The organism is Nostoc sp. 'Peltigera membranacea cyanobiont' 210A (assembly GCF_002246015.1).
Classification (GTDB): Bacteria; Cyanobacteriota; Cyanobacteriia; order Cyanobacteriales; family Nostocaceae; genus Nostoc.
The window spans coordinates 1-15,747 of the sequence record NZ_NOLJ01000019.1; the positions used below are offsets into that span (position 1 = coordinate 1).

Consider the following 15,747-nt stretch of genomic DNA (forward strand, 5'->3'; position numbering starts at 1 on the left):
ATAGTATTTCTGAAGTCTCTTAGGAAGCGATAAATTTGTGAGCAATTCTGGTGTTTTGCCGCCCTGGCTGGTTTTAGATCCTCTCTTGCGTAGCTGCTTGTTGGAGGATATTGGCCGCGGCGATCGCACTACAAATACGCTTCTAGTAGAAGATGTGACGCTAGGATTTGCTAAATGGATCGCTAAAGCTTCAGGGATAATTACTGGCTTACCAATTGCAGCTAGAGTGTTTCAGATTTTGAATGAAAAAGTCAGCTTTGTAGCGGTGGCGGCTGAAGGTGCATGGTGTGAGCCGGGACAGATCGTAGCTGAAATTCATGGTTCGCTGGATGCGCTGCTGATGGGGGAACGTGTGGCGCTCAATTTGGCTATGCGGTTGAGTGGAATTGCTACGCTGACTAATATATATGTAGAGAAAATTGCTGATTTACCTGCTCAGTTGGTGGATACGCGTAAAACTACGCCAGGGCTGAGACTGTTGGAAAAGTACGCGACTGCTGTGGGTGGGGCGATTAATCACCGTATGGGATTGGATGATGCGGTGATGATTAAGGATAATCACATTGCGGCGGTTGGGGGAATTGGAGAAGCTGTTAACCGTATTCGTTCTCAGATTCCTTATCCTTTGACTATAGAGGTTGAGACAGAAAGTTTAGAGCAGGTGAAAGAAGCTTTGAAGCATAAAGCTGACATTATTATGTTGGACAATATGCCTTTGGATATGATGCATCAGGCGGTGCTGTTGATTCGCCAGCAGGATAACCGAGTGAAAATTGAAGCTTCGGGGAATGTGACTTTGGAAACGATTCGCGCTGTGGCGGAAACGGGTGTTGACTATATTTCGAGCAGTGCGCCGATTACTCAATCGAAGTGGTTGGATTTAAGTATGAGGATTGTACTTTAAATGTCAAAATGGCAGTAAACCTTTATAACTGCACATAAAAAATATACGTAAATTTGATTATTGTTACTTAGATAATTCGTGCAGTGTCTAAAACGCTCAAAGTGTAAGCTCAATAAAGGTTTGGGTAATAGTGATCGCACCGCTTGTGAGAAATCTGGGGGTACTGTTTTGTAACTGATTTAGACGAAGGTGGCTTGATAAATGAGTAAAAAGTTGGGACAGCAACCAAAAACGATCACCCTAGCTTTAGTTTTGTTTTTTGCCATCGATAATTTGTGCTATTACGACTACTACACAAACAGTAGCTTAACGGCCAATTTTGGTTAGACTACGATGTGAAATAAGAAGAGCGTGAAAAAAGCGATCGCTAACTAATACTCTAAGAATTACCTGAGAATCTTCGCAATGGTTACACAGCTACCATCTTCCACCCAAAAAGGCATTATTTACCCTGACAGTGATGGACAACCAATGGCAGACAACACTAAGCAGTTTGAATTAATTGTCTGGATTAAAAATAATTTAGAAGTGCTGTTTGGCAATGACCCAAATGTGTTTGTCGCTGGAGATTTATTGTGGTATTCGGTGGAAGATGATAACAAGCTCCACCAAGCTCCTGATGTAATGGTAGTATTTGGTAGACCAAAAGGATACCGAGGTTCTTATCAACAGTGGCTTGAAGACAACATTACCCCACAGGTGGTATTTGAAATTTGGTCGCCTGGAAACCGGATCTCTAAAATGGCGAAAAAATTAGAGTTTTATGAGCGCTACGGTGTGGAAGAATATTATCTGTATGAACCTGATGTGGTTGACTTGACAGGCTGGCAGCGACGGAACTCAAGATTAGAAGTGATTGACCAAATGGTTGGTTGGGTGAGTCCTCGATTGGGGGTGCATTTCGAGTTGACTGAGGAAGAACTGCAAATTTATCGTCCTGATGGCGATCGCTTTCTGACCTTTTTGGAACTAGATCAACAACGACAGCAAGAAAGACAACGAGCAGAGCAAGCTGAGGCGCAGTTAGAAGCTCTCCGTGCTTTAGTACAAGAACGAGGAATTAATCCAGACCAATTGTGACCGAATTTAATTTACAAGTCTCAGAAAATAGCGATCGCCTTAAACAACAGGTTTACTAATTTGCAGTCCCATGATCACTAAGTCCCGTTCAACGCTGTCAAGTTCAGCAATTTGAGGCAAATGTCCCCAGCGCTGAAAACCAAATGTTTCAAATAGTTTTAAACTGGGTTGATTGTGGGCAAAAATGAAACATACTAGGCTCTTTACACCCAAACTAGGACTTTCACTAATTGCTTGTGCTAAGAGTTGCCGTCCGAAGCCAGACCGATGAAAGTTAGGGGCTATGTAAATACTAATTTCGGCAGTCTTACTATAGGCGGGTCGCCCATAAAAGGATTGGAAACTAAGCCATCCAGCGATTATTCCGTCTATTTCAATTACCCAAAGTGGGCGTTGCGAAGGCGATCGCCCTTTAAACCAAGCAAGGCGACTTTCCACGGATACTGGTTCTAAGTCAGCCGTTGCCATGCGGCTAGGAACTGCGGCATTGTAAATTGCCACAATTGCAGGTAAGTCAGTTTCAGTCGCATGGCGAATAGTCATTGCTACCGTCTCGGAAAAAATCTTCAGAAAATATTCAAAAATAATACAGCGTTAACAGTAGCAATTCTACGGCTTCTATCGTACTTGTCATAAGAGTTAGAAGTTAAGAGTTAGGAATTTTCAACTCATAACTCCTGATTTTATGCACGTGCTAGTAAGGGAGCAGCAGCTAGTAAGGTTTTGGTATAAGGATGCTGAGGATTGGCGAAAATCTGTTTTGTCAGACCGAGTTCGACAATTTTACCGCCATTCATCACGGCAATACGATCGCACAAAAATCGAGCTAACCAAAGGTCATGAGTAATGAATAGATAAGTTAACTCAAACTCTTCCTTTAATTGCAACATCAAATCCAGCACTTGCGACTGGACGCTGGCATCTAACATACTCACTGGTTCGTCGCAGATTAAGAGTTTAGGGTGAGTAATCAAAGCACGAGCGATCGCTACTCGTTGCTGTTGTCCCCCAGACAAATCCGAGGGATAACGCTCATAATACAATTCTGGCGGTGTTAACCCAACTTTATTTAGCATCCATAAAACCTGTTCTTTTGCCTTCGTAGAATTGGCTAAATTGTGGATAAATAAAGGATCGGCAATACTTTGTCCCACTGTCATCGCTGGATTGAGACAAGCATGAGGATCTTGAAAGACCATTTGTATTTGTCGCCGTGAAGAACGAATTTCTTGACGCGACAGTTTAGTTAAATCTTGTCCTAAAAACTCAACTTTGCCACTAGTAGGACGAATTAGTTGCAATATTGTTCGTGATAATGTGCTTTTACCACAACCTGATTCCCCGACTAAGCCGAGAATTTCTCCTGAATAAAGATCCAGGTTGATCCCATCTACTGCTTTAATTGTCTGCGTTTGTGTGTTAAGCAGTCGTTCGATAAAGTTAGGTTCTATGGTGTAGTGTTGCTTGAGTTCTGTGACACTCAAAATTGGGGATTGCTGATTAATAATTGGTAATTGCTTTTCTTCGTCATTGGCAATTATCAATTCTCCACTATCAGTTACTGCTTGAATATGTAAAGCTGCTTTTAGGAGCGATCGCGTGTATTCATGTTGAGGTTGCCTAAATACGGTTTCTGTAGCACCCATTTCGACCATCTTGCCGTTGTACATCACGCCAATGCGATCGCAATACTCAGCCACCATTGCTAAATCGTGAGATATCAGCAACAATCCCATGTTTTCTTCACCGCACAGGCGAGTTAATTCTTGCAATATCTGCGCGGAAACGGTGACATCTAAACTGGTGGTGGGTTCGTCAGCAACAATAAACTTGGGGTTGAGGAGTAAAGCTAATGCGATCGCTACCCGTTGCCGCATTCCACCGCTAAACTCATGGGGATACTGATTCCAGCGACTAGCGGGAATATTTACCTTTGCTAAAGTAGCAAGTGCTTTTTCTTTAGCTTCCCGCGTTGATAATTGTGGTGAGTGCGCCTGGAGGGTTTCGATACAATGCTTACCAATAGTCATCAACGGATCGAGGCGTGTCATGGGATCTTGAAAAACTAAGGCGATCGCCTCTCCCCGAAATTTCCGCAACTGATTAGGTGTCAAGTCAAACACTGACTGTCCTTGAAATATCACCCGTCCCTCAATCCGACTAGAGGATGGTAGTAAACGCATTACTGCCCGTCCAATAGTTGACTTACCACAACCTGACTCTCCCACCAATCCCATTCTTTCACCTGGTTTCAAGGTGAAAGATACATCATCAACCGCCCAGCTTGCTTCTTCTCCACTCCGTTGAGGATAGGCAACTCGCAGATTTTCGATACAGAATAAGGCTTCACTCATAGTTAGTTATCAGCCCTGAGCTACCAATTTTTATAATTTCAAATTTAGGATAGTCTATCAAATTAAGTATTAGACCTGTTTTATAAAACTTACCTAAACATAGCAAAACTTGCAAAAGTGTATCTCGTAGCGATCGCGATAAATCTCTAGTCCTAGCAATTGCAGACAGCTATCGATATTCTTGATAACCACTGCTAAAGTTGATACAGCACACAACTATGATGTTATAAGTGTAAAATTCCAATCTGTAAAAACTAGAATCAAAATTAATTCAGGAAATCAGGATTTTTAAGTCAATATTATGGAGCAAAATCAGCCAGAACAGCGCCGCGTCGCCGATCAAGTGTTTGAACAATCCCTCGAACAGTTGGAGGATATCTTACAAGAAAATTCGACTGAGGAAGAAGAGATCCCCCAACTGCATACTAGTACTTTCACGGAAGTAGAACTCGACGAAGACTTGATAGATATTGATTTAGCGGCTCTTGAGGACGCAGTTGCTGATATTGAACAATATCTCGAAGAAAAAACAAAAACCCAATTGGGGTAAAAAGTTAAAATTCACTACTGACAAATCAATTGCCGTTGAGCTTCGTACAACATTAAAGCGGCTGCGATCGCCACATTCAAAGATTCCACTCCAGGACTCAAAGGAATTCTGACTTGCCGATCTGCGATCGCTGCTAAATCTGCTGACAATCCAGCACCTTCATTTCCCAGTAAAATCATACTGGGTTTTCGCCAGTCCACTTCCCAATAAGTTAAAGTCGCATCGGGTAGAGTTGCCACTATCTGCATTCCTGCCTGCTGACTTTGTTGGACTGTCGCTTTTAAATCTTCGGTTACGGCTGTTGCGAGGCGAAACCATTGCCCTGCGGAAGCACGTAGAACTTTAGGACTATCTAAATCTACACTATCTCCACTGATCCACAGCCCTGATGCTCCAGCGGCGGCGGCGGTGCGAATCATCGTACCCAGGTTGCCGGGATCTTGTACCGTTTCTAAAGCTAGCACTAAACCAGTAAATGGTAGTTGAGTTTGGCGTTGGCTTCGTTTTGCCGTTGCCACCACACCATCCGGTTGAACTGTGGTAGCGATCGCATCCAAGACTTCTCTACTGACAATTTCGGCGCGATCGCATCGGCTACAAGCTTCTTCCCACAGCGAAAGATGGGCTACTTGCCAATCTTGGGTACAACACACTGTTTCTAGTGGGTAATTGACCGCACAAGCTTCTTCTAACAAGTGCGTCCCTTCTAGTAAAAATAACTGTTGCTTATGCCTCTCCTTGGTGGAGTGCAGCTTGCGAATTTGTTTGACTAGGGAATTCTGTAAACTGGTCAACATTTTTAGTTGTGAGTGCTGAGTAGTAAGTGCTGAGTTTTTCCTTCTCAGCACTCACTACTCGGCACTCAGCACTGGTTATGCGGAACCCGGGACTTGAACCCGGAAGCCTTGCGGCACTAGAACCTGAATCTAGCGCGTCTGCCATTCCGCCAGTTCCGCTGGCATTTGTGCTTATCGACAATTTCTTATTATTGCGTTATGTTTTACCTTTGTCAAGTAAAAGCATAATGCCTCTTTAAAAGTCTCTAACTGGAAACGAGTTTTTCAGGCACAACGTCGAATCAAAATATTAACTGAACAGTACAGCATTGATTTTTAGAGAATACTTAAGTTATTTTACTGAGTATTTAATTTTGCTTAAAACTACTGTTTATTGATTCTTTTTTTAATTTTTTTTAAAATCTCAAAAAGCCTGCTATTGCTTGTTTACAGCCTAGATTTTCACCCAAAAAGCAATTTTTTTATACAAAACAGTGCTTTAAAACGTGGACATTTTGAATCTTTACTGTAGAATCAAAACCAACTTCAAACATATAAAATACGTATTACTTTTGGAGGTAGGCTTATTAATCCTTCTACCAGCTTACCAGATGCCAAAATTGCTCCAGAAGCAGACTCCTCAGTCTTGCAAATTTGGGGTGGGCATCCTTTGCGGGGTCATGTAAAAATTAGCGGGGCAAAAAATTCAGCATTGGTAATCATGGCTGGAGCCTTGCTGTGTCCGGGCGATTGTCGTATCCGTAATGTCCCTTTGTTAGCGGACGTAGAGCGGATGGGTCAGGTGTTATTAGCTTTGGGTGTACAATTAACCCGACAAGGTGACATTTTAGATATCAACGCCAGCGAGATTAAAACATCAAAAGCTCCCTACGAATTAGTTACCCAGTTGAGAGCGAGTTTTTTCGCCATTGGAGCCATTTTGGCAAGACTGGGAGTAGCACAGATGCCCTTACCAGGCGGTTGTGCGATTGGGGCAAGACCAGTTGACTTGCATGTTCGAGGACTGCAAGCAATGGGAGCGGAAGTACAAATTGAGCATGGCATTTGTAATGCCTACGTCCCTGGCAGCAGCCGGAGATTAAAAGGTGCGAAGATTTACTTAGACATTGCTAGCGTTGGAGCGACGGAAAACTTGATGATGGCGGCTACCCTAGCAGAGGGTGAAACGATCATCGAAAATGCTGCCAGAGAACCGGAAGTAGTCGATCTAGCTAACTTTTGTAACGCAATGGGAGCGAGGATTAAGGGCGCGGGGACTAGCAGAATTATTATCGAAGGAGTCCCCAAGTTGCATTCTGTTGACTACAGCATTATTCCCGATCGCATTGAGGCTGGGACGTTTTTGCTGGCAGCAGCAATTACCCGCTCAGAACTTCTTCTCTCGCCAGTCGCTCCAGAACATCTCATCCCAGTAATTGCCAAGCTGCGGGATATTGGAGTGACAATAATTGATGAAAAGCCTGACCACTTGCACATTCTGCCAGCGGAAAGCCTTAAGGCAACGGATATTGAAACTCAATACCATCCAGGTTTTCCCACAGATATGCAAGCGCCATTCATGGCTTTGCTGGCAGTGGCAGAAGGCGACAGCGTAATTAACGAATCCGTCTTTGAAAATCGCTTGCGTCATGCCTCTGAGTTGAATCGTTTGGGGGCAGATATTCGTGTCAAAGGCAATGCTGCTTTCGTTCGGGGAGTACCAAAATTATCTGGCGCACCAGTATTAGGTACAGACTTACGAGCATCGGCAGCGTTAGTCATTGCAGGACTAGCAGCAGAAGGACAAACCACAATTCAAGGTTTACAGCATCTCGATCGCGGCTACGATCGACTTGATATGAAGTTGCAGCAATTGGGGGCTAAAATCCTCCGCGTGGGCGAAACACCAACAGATGCAGAAATCGCTCCCAGCATCAGTAGCCTGTCAAGTTGAAATCGATCGGTTGAGACTGACGCAAAGGATAAGAAGAATAAAGCAGACAAGGTAAAATTTTCTCCCTTGTCTGCCTTTATCTCTCCCATCTATACCTTGCGATCTGCTGAATTCTCCTGATAGATAGAGGCTTTTAAGCTTTGTCCATATCTTTTTTTGATGAATATTCTAGAAAAATCTGTGTTGGCTGTTACAATATTGTTAAGAAAAGTTGCCCGTTGCATTTTGGGAACGCGTAATTGGGTTTTAACTCTCTTGAGAAGACAACGCAAAAACATTTTTTAGACCAGCTGTGGGAGGCTGGTCTTTTTATATTTAAAGTCCTCACAAATTATACTTATCACTTTGGGTATAATACTCGTGCTGTTTTATTAATTACTTTTATTGGTTTGTAATACATTCTTAAATCGGTAGCATCAGAGTAGATTTATTGCAGTTGCCAGCCACTTTAAACTTCAGATTAGCGCACAGAAGTCGTTGGTGGGGTCATTAGACTTCTTGCATGAATCCTTGCCCTCACCCTAAATCCCTTTCCCAAGCTTGGGAGAGGGACTTTAAAATTGTCTCCCCTTCTCCCAATTTTGGGAGAAGGGGTTGGGGGATGAGGGCTAGTTTTGCATTCGTGCAAGAGGTCTATTGAAGAAATCCTAATTATTTGGATGTTACAGATGCTTTTTTTGAAGCTATGTTTCGTGGTGAGTTTAGCGTTGTAATATCAGTTTTGACTATCACGGAAGTATTAGTCTATCCCTTGCGACAAGGAAATACAGAATTAGCTCAACAATATCGTGAAATTCTATTTAATTCTCAAGGTTTAACAGCTATCGAAGTTTTTCCCGACAACAAGAGCTTTCAAAGATGACGCATTAACTGACTGAGCGTTCAGCATCAAAAAGACAATACCTACCAGCAGACCCAATGTTAGAGCAAGAACCAAAAATATATATGCGTATCCCAAAGTAGCCAAAAAAGCAACGTGCAATTTATAAAGATGGGGTTATTTGTTAACAAAAACTTCTAACTTCTGAATTAGCCGATCAAAACGCTCTTGATTGAAAGCCATAAATATGTATCAGCCTTATAAAAATGTAATATAGCTGACACAATATCTCTATAGCTTACGTAGAAACTCAGAAGTCAATAGTTATCATTGAGAAAACGCATCTTCTTTTACCCCGTTCTCCCAGCACCATGAGATAAAAAAATTCGATGCCTTAATTAAGTGCATATCGAGCTTCCATATAATAGTTGAAGAAGTGCAACAAAATTAAACATCAAATCAAATCCCTCTTCCCACAACCCTTACTTTGGCTTGACAAACAAGATAAATTGGGTCTAGTTGGCATCTGCGCGGTTGAATTCAATATTTTCACGAACGGAGAACACGAAATCTATGACCAGACTCGAAACCCGCACTGAACCTATGGTGCTAAACATGGGGCCACACCACCCCTCGATGCACGGGGTTCTGCGGCTAATCATGACTCTGGATGGCGAGGATGTCGTTGACTGTGAACCAGTTATCGGCTATTTGCACCGGGGAATGGAAAAAATTGCTGAGAACCGCACTAATGTTATGTACGTCCCTTACGTTAGTCGGTGGGACTACGCTGCGGGAATGTTCAACGAAGCCGTCACTGTTAACGCCCCAGAAAAGCTTGCAGGTGTCGCTGTCCCCAAACGCGCTAGCTACATCCGCGTCATCATGCTGGAGTTGAACCGCATCGCTAACCACTTGCTATGGTTTGGCCCCTTCCTAGCTGACGTAGGCGCACAAACTCCCTTCTTCTACCAGTTCCGGGAACGGGAGATGATTTATGATTTGTGGGAAGCTGCCACAGGTTATCGGATGGTGAATAATAACTACTTCCGTGTTGGTGGAGTAGCAGCCGATTTACCTTACGGTTGGGTAGATAAGTGTCTGGAATTCTGCGAGTACCTATTGCCCAAAATTGATGAGTACGAACGCTTAGTAACCGATAACCCTATCTTCCGGCGACGTGTTGAGGGTATTGGGACTATCACCCGTGAAGAAGCAATTAACTGGGGACTTTCTGGCCCAATGTTACGCGCTTCTGGCGTGCAATGGGATTTGCGGAAAGTTGACCATTACGAATGCTACGACGATTTCGACTGGGATGTGCAGTGGGAAACAGCCGGTGATTGCTTTGCCCGTTATGTGGTGCGGATGCGGGAAATGCGCGAATCTGTGAAGATTATTCGCCAAGCAATTAAAGGACTTCCTGGCGGCCCTTACGAAAATCTGGAAGCGAAGCGTTTAGCCGCAGGTAAAAAATCCGAGTGGGACGCATTTGATTACCAATTCATCGGTAAAAAAGTTTCCCCCACTTTCAAGATTCCCAAGGGTGAAATCTACGCTCGTGTAGAAAGTGGCAAAGGTGAATTGGGAATTTATTTGGTTGGCGATGATAATGTCTTCCCTGCACGTTGGAAGATTCGCGCCGCAGATTTCAACAATCTCCAAATTGTTCCACATTTACTGCGCGGGATGAAGGTTGCAGATATTGTGGTGATTCTCGGTAGTGTTGACGTAATTATGGGGTCTGTGGATAGGTAGAGTAAATATCTATCTCAGTAATTTTTAGAGCAGTTGTATTACAGTGCAACTGCTCTATTTTTTTGATTCTTCAGTAGTTAACTGTGTCACTAATCGATTAAACACGCTTACCAAAACAATATAGCAGTTCTCGAATGGAAGCAATACAGTTTGACCTTTTTCCTTTTAGGAGACAGGCTTTGAATCTTACTCCCCAACGCTAGTAGGGAAGGCGCATATTAAGCTGTTTGCTTAACCAGGAAATTAATTAATTTTTAAGTAGAATAATATTTTATGAAAGCGATCGCAGGGTCAGATGATAACAAATTTTGGCGATCGCACTGTATTAATAATTCTTTAAAACAAATAATTACCGAATGAAAACGCTTGCGAAATTTCTAAGCAGTTTGCCTATTTGAACGCTTTCGCAACAAAATACTACTTGCCACAGCAGCCAACAACCCTAGCCCAGAATTAGCTTCTGGCACAGAGTGGGGTTTAGCATTATCCGAGAATAACTCTTGGCTGGTAAATGGCAAATTAGCTAAACTAGGATTTAAGCAAACATTAGTATTCGGTAGTTGATTGGGAATAGCAAGAGTTTGACCCTGGTTGACCTCTGGCTTTCCATCCGTATTCACCTCTATGTGTAGTGGTGTAGGTTGACAAAATGATGGCTCGCTTAAGTTAATCGCTGCAACCAAATCCCAGGCTGGGTTAGGAATTAACGGGTCATTTCCAGAAATATTTGTCAGAGCATAGTCCAATAATTGTGATGCCAGAATACTCTCAGGAGTACCAGTCGCTTTCCATGCTGCTTGGTCTGCTCGAGTAAACCCAATTTGGTTAGTTGCATCCAATGGAGTTAGGTATATTGGCAATCCTGCGGAAAATACCTTTTGTGCTGCTACCGGATCAGTCCAGATATTAAACTCAGAAAGTAGGTTTTGTTTCAATATTGGGTCAAGGTGTTCCCTGAGATTTCCTGGAACAAAAACTGCACCACCCATAATTTGCAGCCGAGAAATCTTTTTAACGATACTTGGGTCGATGGTCAGTGCTTCTGCTATGTTTGTCGCAGAACCAGTCATTAAAATCTCAACTGGGTCTGGCGACTGGTTTATTGTATCTACAAGCAGTTGAGCAGCACTTCTTTGATCAACAGTTTCAAGGGCTTTATCTGGCAGTTTGCTGAAAGGAGTCCAAAATGTATCCGTATCCGCTCTAAATGCATCGGGGAAAGCATTATTCCCTGACAAGGGCGTTTCCCTACCAACCGCAACAGGTATCCCAGTTATTCCCAGTCCTGTCAGCATCCGCATGACATTATTGCCAAATATCTGAGGGCGGGCTAATCCCTGGCTTATGGTCATAGCCTTGACCTCGAACTTGGGATTTTGCAATATGTACGCCCAAGCAGTCATACCATCCTGACTACCATCATCATCCAAAATTATTGGTGTACGATTCAATGTACTACCAAAAGCAGGTTGACTACCAAAAGCAATTGGCAATGCTAATAATAGTGGTAGAGAAGAGAGAAGTGAATAACAAAGATGGCTTTTGGAGAAATACTTTTTCATGAAACTTTGCTTTTGGTTTGATCTAAATTGGAGTTTAGGAATTGACCCAAAAAAGTTTGATCGTGCAATCAGCACCCTGTAGCGTCAAATATGCAAAAGTGATAAAAAACCGCAGGCACACTGAGTAAAAATGTAGAAATAAAAACAAAGAATGCCAAATTTACATAAATGTAGCTATAGGAATCCGGTTTGAATTTTGAAAACATACTGAGACTTAAATGCATATCCAGCAAGGATTTATCTCTAAAATCCGTTCAAAAATCAAATAGGAGTCCTATAGCAGTATAAATTGTAATTGATAAAGTAACTATGCGCGCAGCAACATCATAATATATAGAAATCTGGTTTGATTCCTGAATTTACTTGCGTGGGCAGGGAATAGGGAATAGGGAACAGGAAAGAAGGGATAGATCCGTACTGAGTCTTGTTCAAAAATCAAATAGGAGTTCTATAGTTAATTGAATTTTGTTTTTTATTAAAATGAAATCATCAGGGTGCATTAAAGTAAAAAATATTACCTATCTACTAACGACCTTTTTCTATGACACCTTCGACAAACCAGGTTTATCCGGTTATTTGGCACAATAACTCAGTCTCACTAATCGATCAAACCCGCTTACCCAACGAATATACATTTGTGGAAATTCACCGCAGTGAAGATATGGCGCAGGCGATTAAAACTATGATTGTGCGAGGTGCGCCAGCAATTGGAGTGGCTGCGGCTTATGGAATGTATCTTGGTGCAAGGGAAATTAAAACAAGCGATCGCACCGAATTTTTGCAACACTTAGATAAAGTAGCCCAGTTGTTGCGTTCTACTCGTCCGACGGCAGTGAATTTATTTTGGGCAATTAGCCGGATGCTGAAAGCCGCCTACGAAACGCTGGGAACGGTAGAAGAGATTAAGCAAACCCTTTTCCAAACAGCCCAAGCAATCAACGCTGAAGATTTGCAAACCTGTCAGGCGATCGGCGATCATGGTTTGGCAGTGTTACCCGCTACCCCAGAAAAGCTCAGATTACTTACTCACTGCAACGCTGGGGCATTAGCTACAGCCGGTTATGGTACAGCTTTGGGTGTTGTGCGTTCTGCTTGGAGGGAAGGACGTTTAGAACGTTTATTTGCCGACGAAACCCGTCCCCGCTTGCAAGGCGCAAAACTTACCACTTGGGAATGTGTGCAAGAAGGTATTCCTGTGACATTAATTACTGATAATATGGCAGCCCATTGCATGAAACAGGGTTTGATTCATGCTGTAGTTGTGGGTGCTGACCGAATTGCTGCTAACGGCGACACTGCTAATAAAATTGGCACATATAGTGTAGCGATCGCAGCTAAAGCACATAATATACCCTTCTTTGTGGCTGCACCCCTTTCCACCGTTGATTTTGAATTAGCCGATGGCAGCCAAATTCCCATTGAAGAACGCGAACCAACAGAAATTTATCAAGTGGGGGATACTATTCTCACACCTGAAGGTGTCGATTTTTATAACCCAGCTTTTGATGTTACCCCGGCTGAGTTGATTACAGCCATAATTACAGAGAATGGAGCGATCGCACCTGATAAATTAGCAAAATCACAGTTAAAGCAATTACCGATTGGGTTAAATCCGAATTAATGGATAACTTGCACCCAGTTCTCGATAACTCTAAATCCGAATAACGGAAACTTTATAGGGAATTGCCCCAAAAAAATCTCCGACTTTTTAGAAAAGCCGGAGACTTTGTTTTGTGACTAGTTTTAAATCTGACGCAATACGGTTCGGTTAAGGCAAGAGACGCGATAAATCGCCGTCTCTACAAAGGACTGATTCTTGTAAAGACGGCGATTTATCGCGTCTTTACAATTAGCGGCGTGTGATCAAAAAACCTTATCCGAACCGTCTTGAAATCTGATGGATCAAAATTTATCAGCAATTTTTTCAATAATTTTATCTAAACTTCATATTTTGACTAAATTCAATAAGTAAAATCCGCAATTACTTTCTCAAAATAAGCTTTGACTTACTCAAACCCCAGTTTGCTTTCTCATTTTGGTGTTTTCCGCAAGTAAAAGAAGCTTTTGCTTTCTCAAAATGCCATTTGACTTACTCATTTTGGTGTTTTCCGCAAATAAAATAAGCTTTTGCTTTCTCAAAATGCCATTTGACTTACTCATTTTGGTGTTTTCCGTAAGTAAAATAAGCTTTTGCTTTCTCAAAATGCCATTTGACTTACTCAAACCCCAGTTCGCTTTCTGATTTTGGTGTTTTTTGCAAATAAAATGCCATTTCGCTTTTTTAAAATGGTTTATTTATCAGAGGATGTCTGAGAAGTATTAAATATTTGTTGATCCCCTCTAATCGTCCTTAAAAAAGCGTGTATATACAAGTCAAACTACCCCCCTTAATCCCCCCTTGTAAAGGAGGGAAACAAGAAATCCAGTTCCCTCCCCAATACATACGGGGAGGGTTAGGGTGGGGTAATTCGATTTGTGACTAATTAACTAACCCTAATAGAGTTAACCAAAATGTTGAATAATTGCGTCGGCAAATTCAGAACATTTTAAGGGTTCAACAGGCGGTTCTAGCAACCGGGCTAAATCGTAGGTTACTTGACTACTCGCGATCGCATCGCTTAAACCTTTCTTAACTAGGTCTGCGGCTTCTTGCCAACCCATAAATTCCAGCATCATCACGCCAGACAAAATCACTGAACCCGGATTAATCCGATCTAAGCCGGCGTGTTTAGGTGCAGTGCCGTGGGTAGCTTCAAATATGGCACTAGAATCACCAATATTCGCCCCTGGCCCCATTCCCAATCCCCCAACTATGGCGGCAGCGGCATCAGACAAATAATCGCCGTTCAAGTTCATCGTCGCCAGAATCGAATACTCATCCGGTCTGGTTTGGATTTGTTGAAAAATACTGTCAGCAATCCGGTCATTCACCAAAACTTTCTCTTTCCATTTGCCATCGCCGTGGGTTGCCCAAATTGTGTTAAGAACAGTTTCGACTTCCTTGACAACTTGCGCTTTCTTGTCTGGAGTGAGATTATCAAACCCAGGTTCAATCTGGCGGGCGTTTTCTTCCAAGGAAATATTCGGATTTTTTTCCTTGTTACTCAAAATCCAAGATTCTTGTTCTGTAACAGTTTCTTGGCGAAATTCACTAGTTGCTAGTTCATAACCCCAGTCGCGGAAAGCCCCTTCGGTGTACTTCATGATGTTGCCCTTATGCACCAAAGTCACCTGTTGCTTGTTTTTGGGCAATAGCAAGGCGTGTTTGATAGCACGTCTAACTAGGCGCTGGGAACCAGTTTTGCTGATGGGTTTGATGCCAATACCAGAATCAAGAGGAATGCGTTTTTTCCCATGTTCTGGAGTAGCGGGGATTAATTCTTCATTGAGAATTTTAATTAAGCGATCGCCGATTTCGCTACCTTGTCGCCACTCAATGCCTAAATAAATATCTTCTGTATTTTCCCGATAAACAATTACATCCAGCTTTTCGGGATTTTTGTGGGGTGAGGGCGTACCTGCATAGTAACGGCAAGGACGCACGCAGGCATACAAGTCAAAAATTTGCCGTAATGCCACATTTAAAGAACGAATTCCTCCCCCAATGGGAGTAGTCAAAGGCCCTTTAATAGCTACACCATATTCTTCAATTGCTGTTAGAGTATCTTGAGGTAAATACTGGTAAGTTCCGTATAAATCACAAGCTTCGTCCCCAGCGTAAACCTTAAACCAACTAATTTGACGCTGACCCTTATATGCTTTGGCTACCGCAGCATCGAGAACTTTTTGGGTAGCAGGCCAGATGTCTATACCTGTACCATCGCCACGAATAAAGGGGATAATTGGATTGTCCGGTACGATTGGTTCACCATTTTTGAAGGTGATTTTTGCTCCGGCTGCGGGGGGGGTAATCTTTTCGTACATAGTTCACACACTCCTAATCGATACGCTGCTAGTCAAAAAATCTTTATGTGGCAGGCTTGTATATT

Annotated in this window: 13 protein-coding genes and 1 tRNA gene; 7 read left to right on the forward strand and 7 right to left on the reverse strand. The window is 42.6% G+C overall.

The window, feature by feature from the left end:
• Window positions 1–37 precede the first annotated feature (37 nt).
• Both nadC and CDG76_RS34865 read left to right on the forward strand, forming a co-directional pair.
• Window positions 38–904: a carboxylating nicotinate-nucleotide diphosphorylase gene (gene nadC / locus CDG76_RS34860; RefSeq protein WP_094353390.1), complete on the forward strand. Its 867-nt coding sequence runs from the start codon at window positions 38–40 to the stop codon at window positions 902–904.
• A 405-nt stretch (window positions 905–1,309) separates the two neighbouring features.
• On the forward strand, window positions 1,310–1,984 hold the full coding sequence (locus CDG76_RS34865) for a Uma2 family endonuclease (protein WP_094353391.1): 675 nt from the start codon (window positions 1,310–1,312) through the stop codon (window positions 1,982–1,984).
• Between the two features lie 39 nt (window positions 1,985–2,023).
• Here CDG76_RS34865 and CDG76_RS34870 read toward each other — a convergent pair whose 3' ends face one another.
• Together CDG76_RS34870 and CDG76_RS34875 are read right to left on the reverse strand one after the other, a co-directional pair.
• Complete coding sequence (locus tag CDG76_RS34870) at window positions 2,024–2,527, reverse strand: GNAT family N-acetyltransferase (protein ID WP_094353392.1); 504 nt, start codon at window positions 2,525–2,527, stop codon at window positions 2,024–2,026.
• 140 nt (window positions 2,528–2,667) lie between these two features.
• On the reverse strand, window positions 2,668–4,338 hold the full coding sequence (locus tag CDG76_RS34875) for a dipeptide ABC transporter ATP-binding protein (protein WP_094353393.1): 1,671 nt from the start codon (window positions 4,336–4,338) through the stop codon (window positions 2,668–2,670).
• Window positions 4,339–4,639: 301 nt separating this feature from the next.
• On the opposite strand from CDG76_RS34875, the gene CDG76_RS34880 reads away from it, so the two are divergent.
• Window positions 4,640–4,888 (forward strand): hypothetical protein, encoded by a 249-nt coding sequence (locus CDG76_RS34880; RefSeq protein ID WP_094353394.1) that lies wholly within the window; start codon window positions 4,640–4,642, stop codon window positions 4,886–4,888.
• 14 nt (window positions 4,889–4,902) lie between these two features.
• Here CDG76_RS34880 and CDG76_RS34885 read toward each other — a convergent pair whose 3' ends face one another.
• Together CDG76_RS34885 and CDG76_RS34890 are read right to left on the reverse strand one after the other, a co-directional pair.
• Window positions 4,903–5,685, reverse strand: a complete 783-nt coding sequence (locus tag CDG76_RS34885; protein ID WP_094353395.1) for a TrmH family RNA methyltransferase — start codon at window positions 5,683–5,685, stop codon at window positions 4,903–4,905.
• Window positions 5,686–5,763: 78 nt separating this feature from the next.
• Window positions 5,764–5,844 (reverse strand) — tRNA-Leu (locus CDG76_RS34890).
• Between the two features lie 406 nt (window positions 5,845–6,250).
• Here CDG76_RS34890 and murA point away from each other — a divergent pair.
• From murA to CDG76_RS34915, 3 genes are all read left to right on the forward strand, one after another.
• The gene (gene murA, locus CDG76_RS34895) at window positions 6,251–7,618 is read left to right on the forward strand and encodes a UDP-N-acetylglucosamine 1-carboxyvinyltransferase (RefSeq protein WP_094353396.1); all 1,368 of its coding nucleotides are present in this window, start codon (window positions 6,251–6,253) and stop codon (window positions 7,616–7,618) included.
• Between the two features lie 655 nt (window positions 7,619–8,273).
• Entirely contained in the window at window positions 8,274–8,480 is a 207-nt protein-coding gene (locus CDG76_RS34905) for a hypothetical protein (RefSeq protein ID WP_223265524.1), read from the forward strand.
• Between the two features lie 531 nt (window positions 8,481–9,011).
• Window positions 9,012–10,196 (forward strand): NAD(P)H-quinone oxidoreductase subunit H, encoded by a 1,185-nt coding sequence (locus CDG76_RS34915; RefSeq protein WP_094353398.1) that lies wholly within the window; start codon window positions 9,012–9,014, stop codon window positions 10,194–10,196.
• 377 nt (window positions 10,197–10,573) lie between these two features.
• Here the strand turns inward: CDG76_RS34915 and CDG76_RS34920 are convergent, their stop codons facing one another.
• Window positions 10,574–11,758, reverse strand: a complete 1,185-nt coding sequence (locus CDG76_RS34920; protein ID WP_094353399.1) for a nucleoside hydrolase — start codon at window positions 11,756–11,758, stop codon at window positions 10,574–10,576.
• A gap of 541 nt (window positions 11,759–12,299) precedes the next feature.
• On the opposite strand from CDG76_RS34920, the gene mtnA reads away from it, so the two are divergent.
• A complete protein-coding gene (mtnA, locus tag CDG76_RS34925) occupies window positions 12,300–13,379 on the forward strand; it encodes an S-methyl-5-thioribose-1-phosphate isomerase (protein ID WP_094353400.1) in 1,080 nt (359 codons plus the stop codon).
• Window positions 13,380–13,768: 389 nt separating this feature from the next.
• On the opposite strand, the gene CDG76_RS38870 is transcribed toward mtnA, so the two are convergent.
• A complete protein-coding gene (locus tag CDG76_RS38870) occupies window positions 13,769–13,918 on the reverse strand; it encodes a hypothetical protein (RefSeq protein ID WP_223265525.1) in 150 nt (49 codons plus the stop codon).
• A 342-nt stretch (window positions 13,919–14,260) separates the two neighbouring features.
• Window positions 14,261–15,682 carry an NADP-dependent isocitrate dehydrogenase gene (locus CDG76_RS34935; protein WP_094353402.1) on the reverse strand — a complete coding sequence of 474 codons (1,422 nt, stop codon included), beginning with the start codon at window positions 15,680–15,682 and terminating at the stop codon, window positions 14,261–14,263.
• Window positions 15,683–15,747 lie beyond the last annotated feature (65 nt).

What these genes read in the sequence shown, in the direction of transcription:
- CDG76_RS34865 (WP_094353391.1), top strand. Translation starts at nt 1,310, where the DNA reads ATGGTTACACAGCTACCATCTTCCACCCAAAAAGGCATTATTTACCCT.
- CDG76_RS34870 (WP_094353392.1), bottom strand. Translation starts at nt 2,527, where the DNA reads ATGACTATTCGCCATGCGACTGAAACTGACTTACCTGCAATTGTGGCA.
- CDG76_RS34875 (WP_094353393.1), bottom strand. Translation starts at nt 4,338, where the DNA reads ATGAGTGAAGCCTTATTCTGTATCGAAAATCTGCGAGTTGCCTATCCT.
- CDG76_RS34880 (WP_094353394.1), top strand. Translation starts at nt 4,640, where the DNA reads ATGGAGCAAAATCAGCCAGAACAGCGCCGCGTCGCCGATCAAGTGTTT.
- CDG76_RS34885 (WP_094353395.1), bottom strand. Translation starts at nt 5,685, where the DNA reads ATGTTGACCAGTTTACAGAATTCCCTAGTCAAACAAATTCGCAAGCTG.
- CDG76_RS34915 (WP_094353398.1), top strand. Translation starts at nt 9,012, where the DNA reads ATGACCAGACTCGAAACCCGCACTGAACCTATGGTGCTAAACATGGGG.
- CDG76_RS34920 (WP_094353399.1), bottom strand. Translation starts at nt 11,758, where the DNA reads ATGAAAAAGTATTTCTCCAAAAGCCATCTTTGTTATTCACTTCTCTCT.
- mtnA (WP_094353400.1), top strand. Translation starts at nt 12,300, where the DNA reads ATGACACCTTCGACAAACCAGGTTTATCCGGTTATTTGGCACAATAAC.
- CDG76_RS38870 (WP_223265525.1), bottom strand. Translation starts at nt 13,918, where the DNA reads ATGAGTAAGTCAAATGGCATTTTGAGAAAGCAAAAGCTTATTTTATTT.
- CDG76_RS34935 (WP_094353402.1), bottom strand. Translation starts at nt 15,682, where the DNA reads ATGTACGAAAAGATTACCCCCCCCGCAGCCGGAGCAAAAATCACCTTC.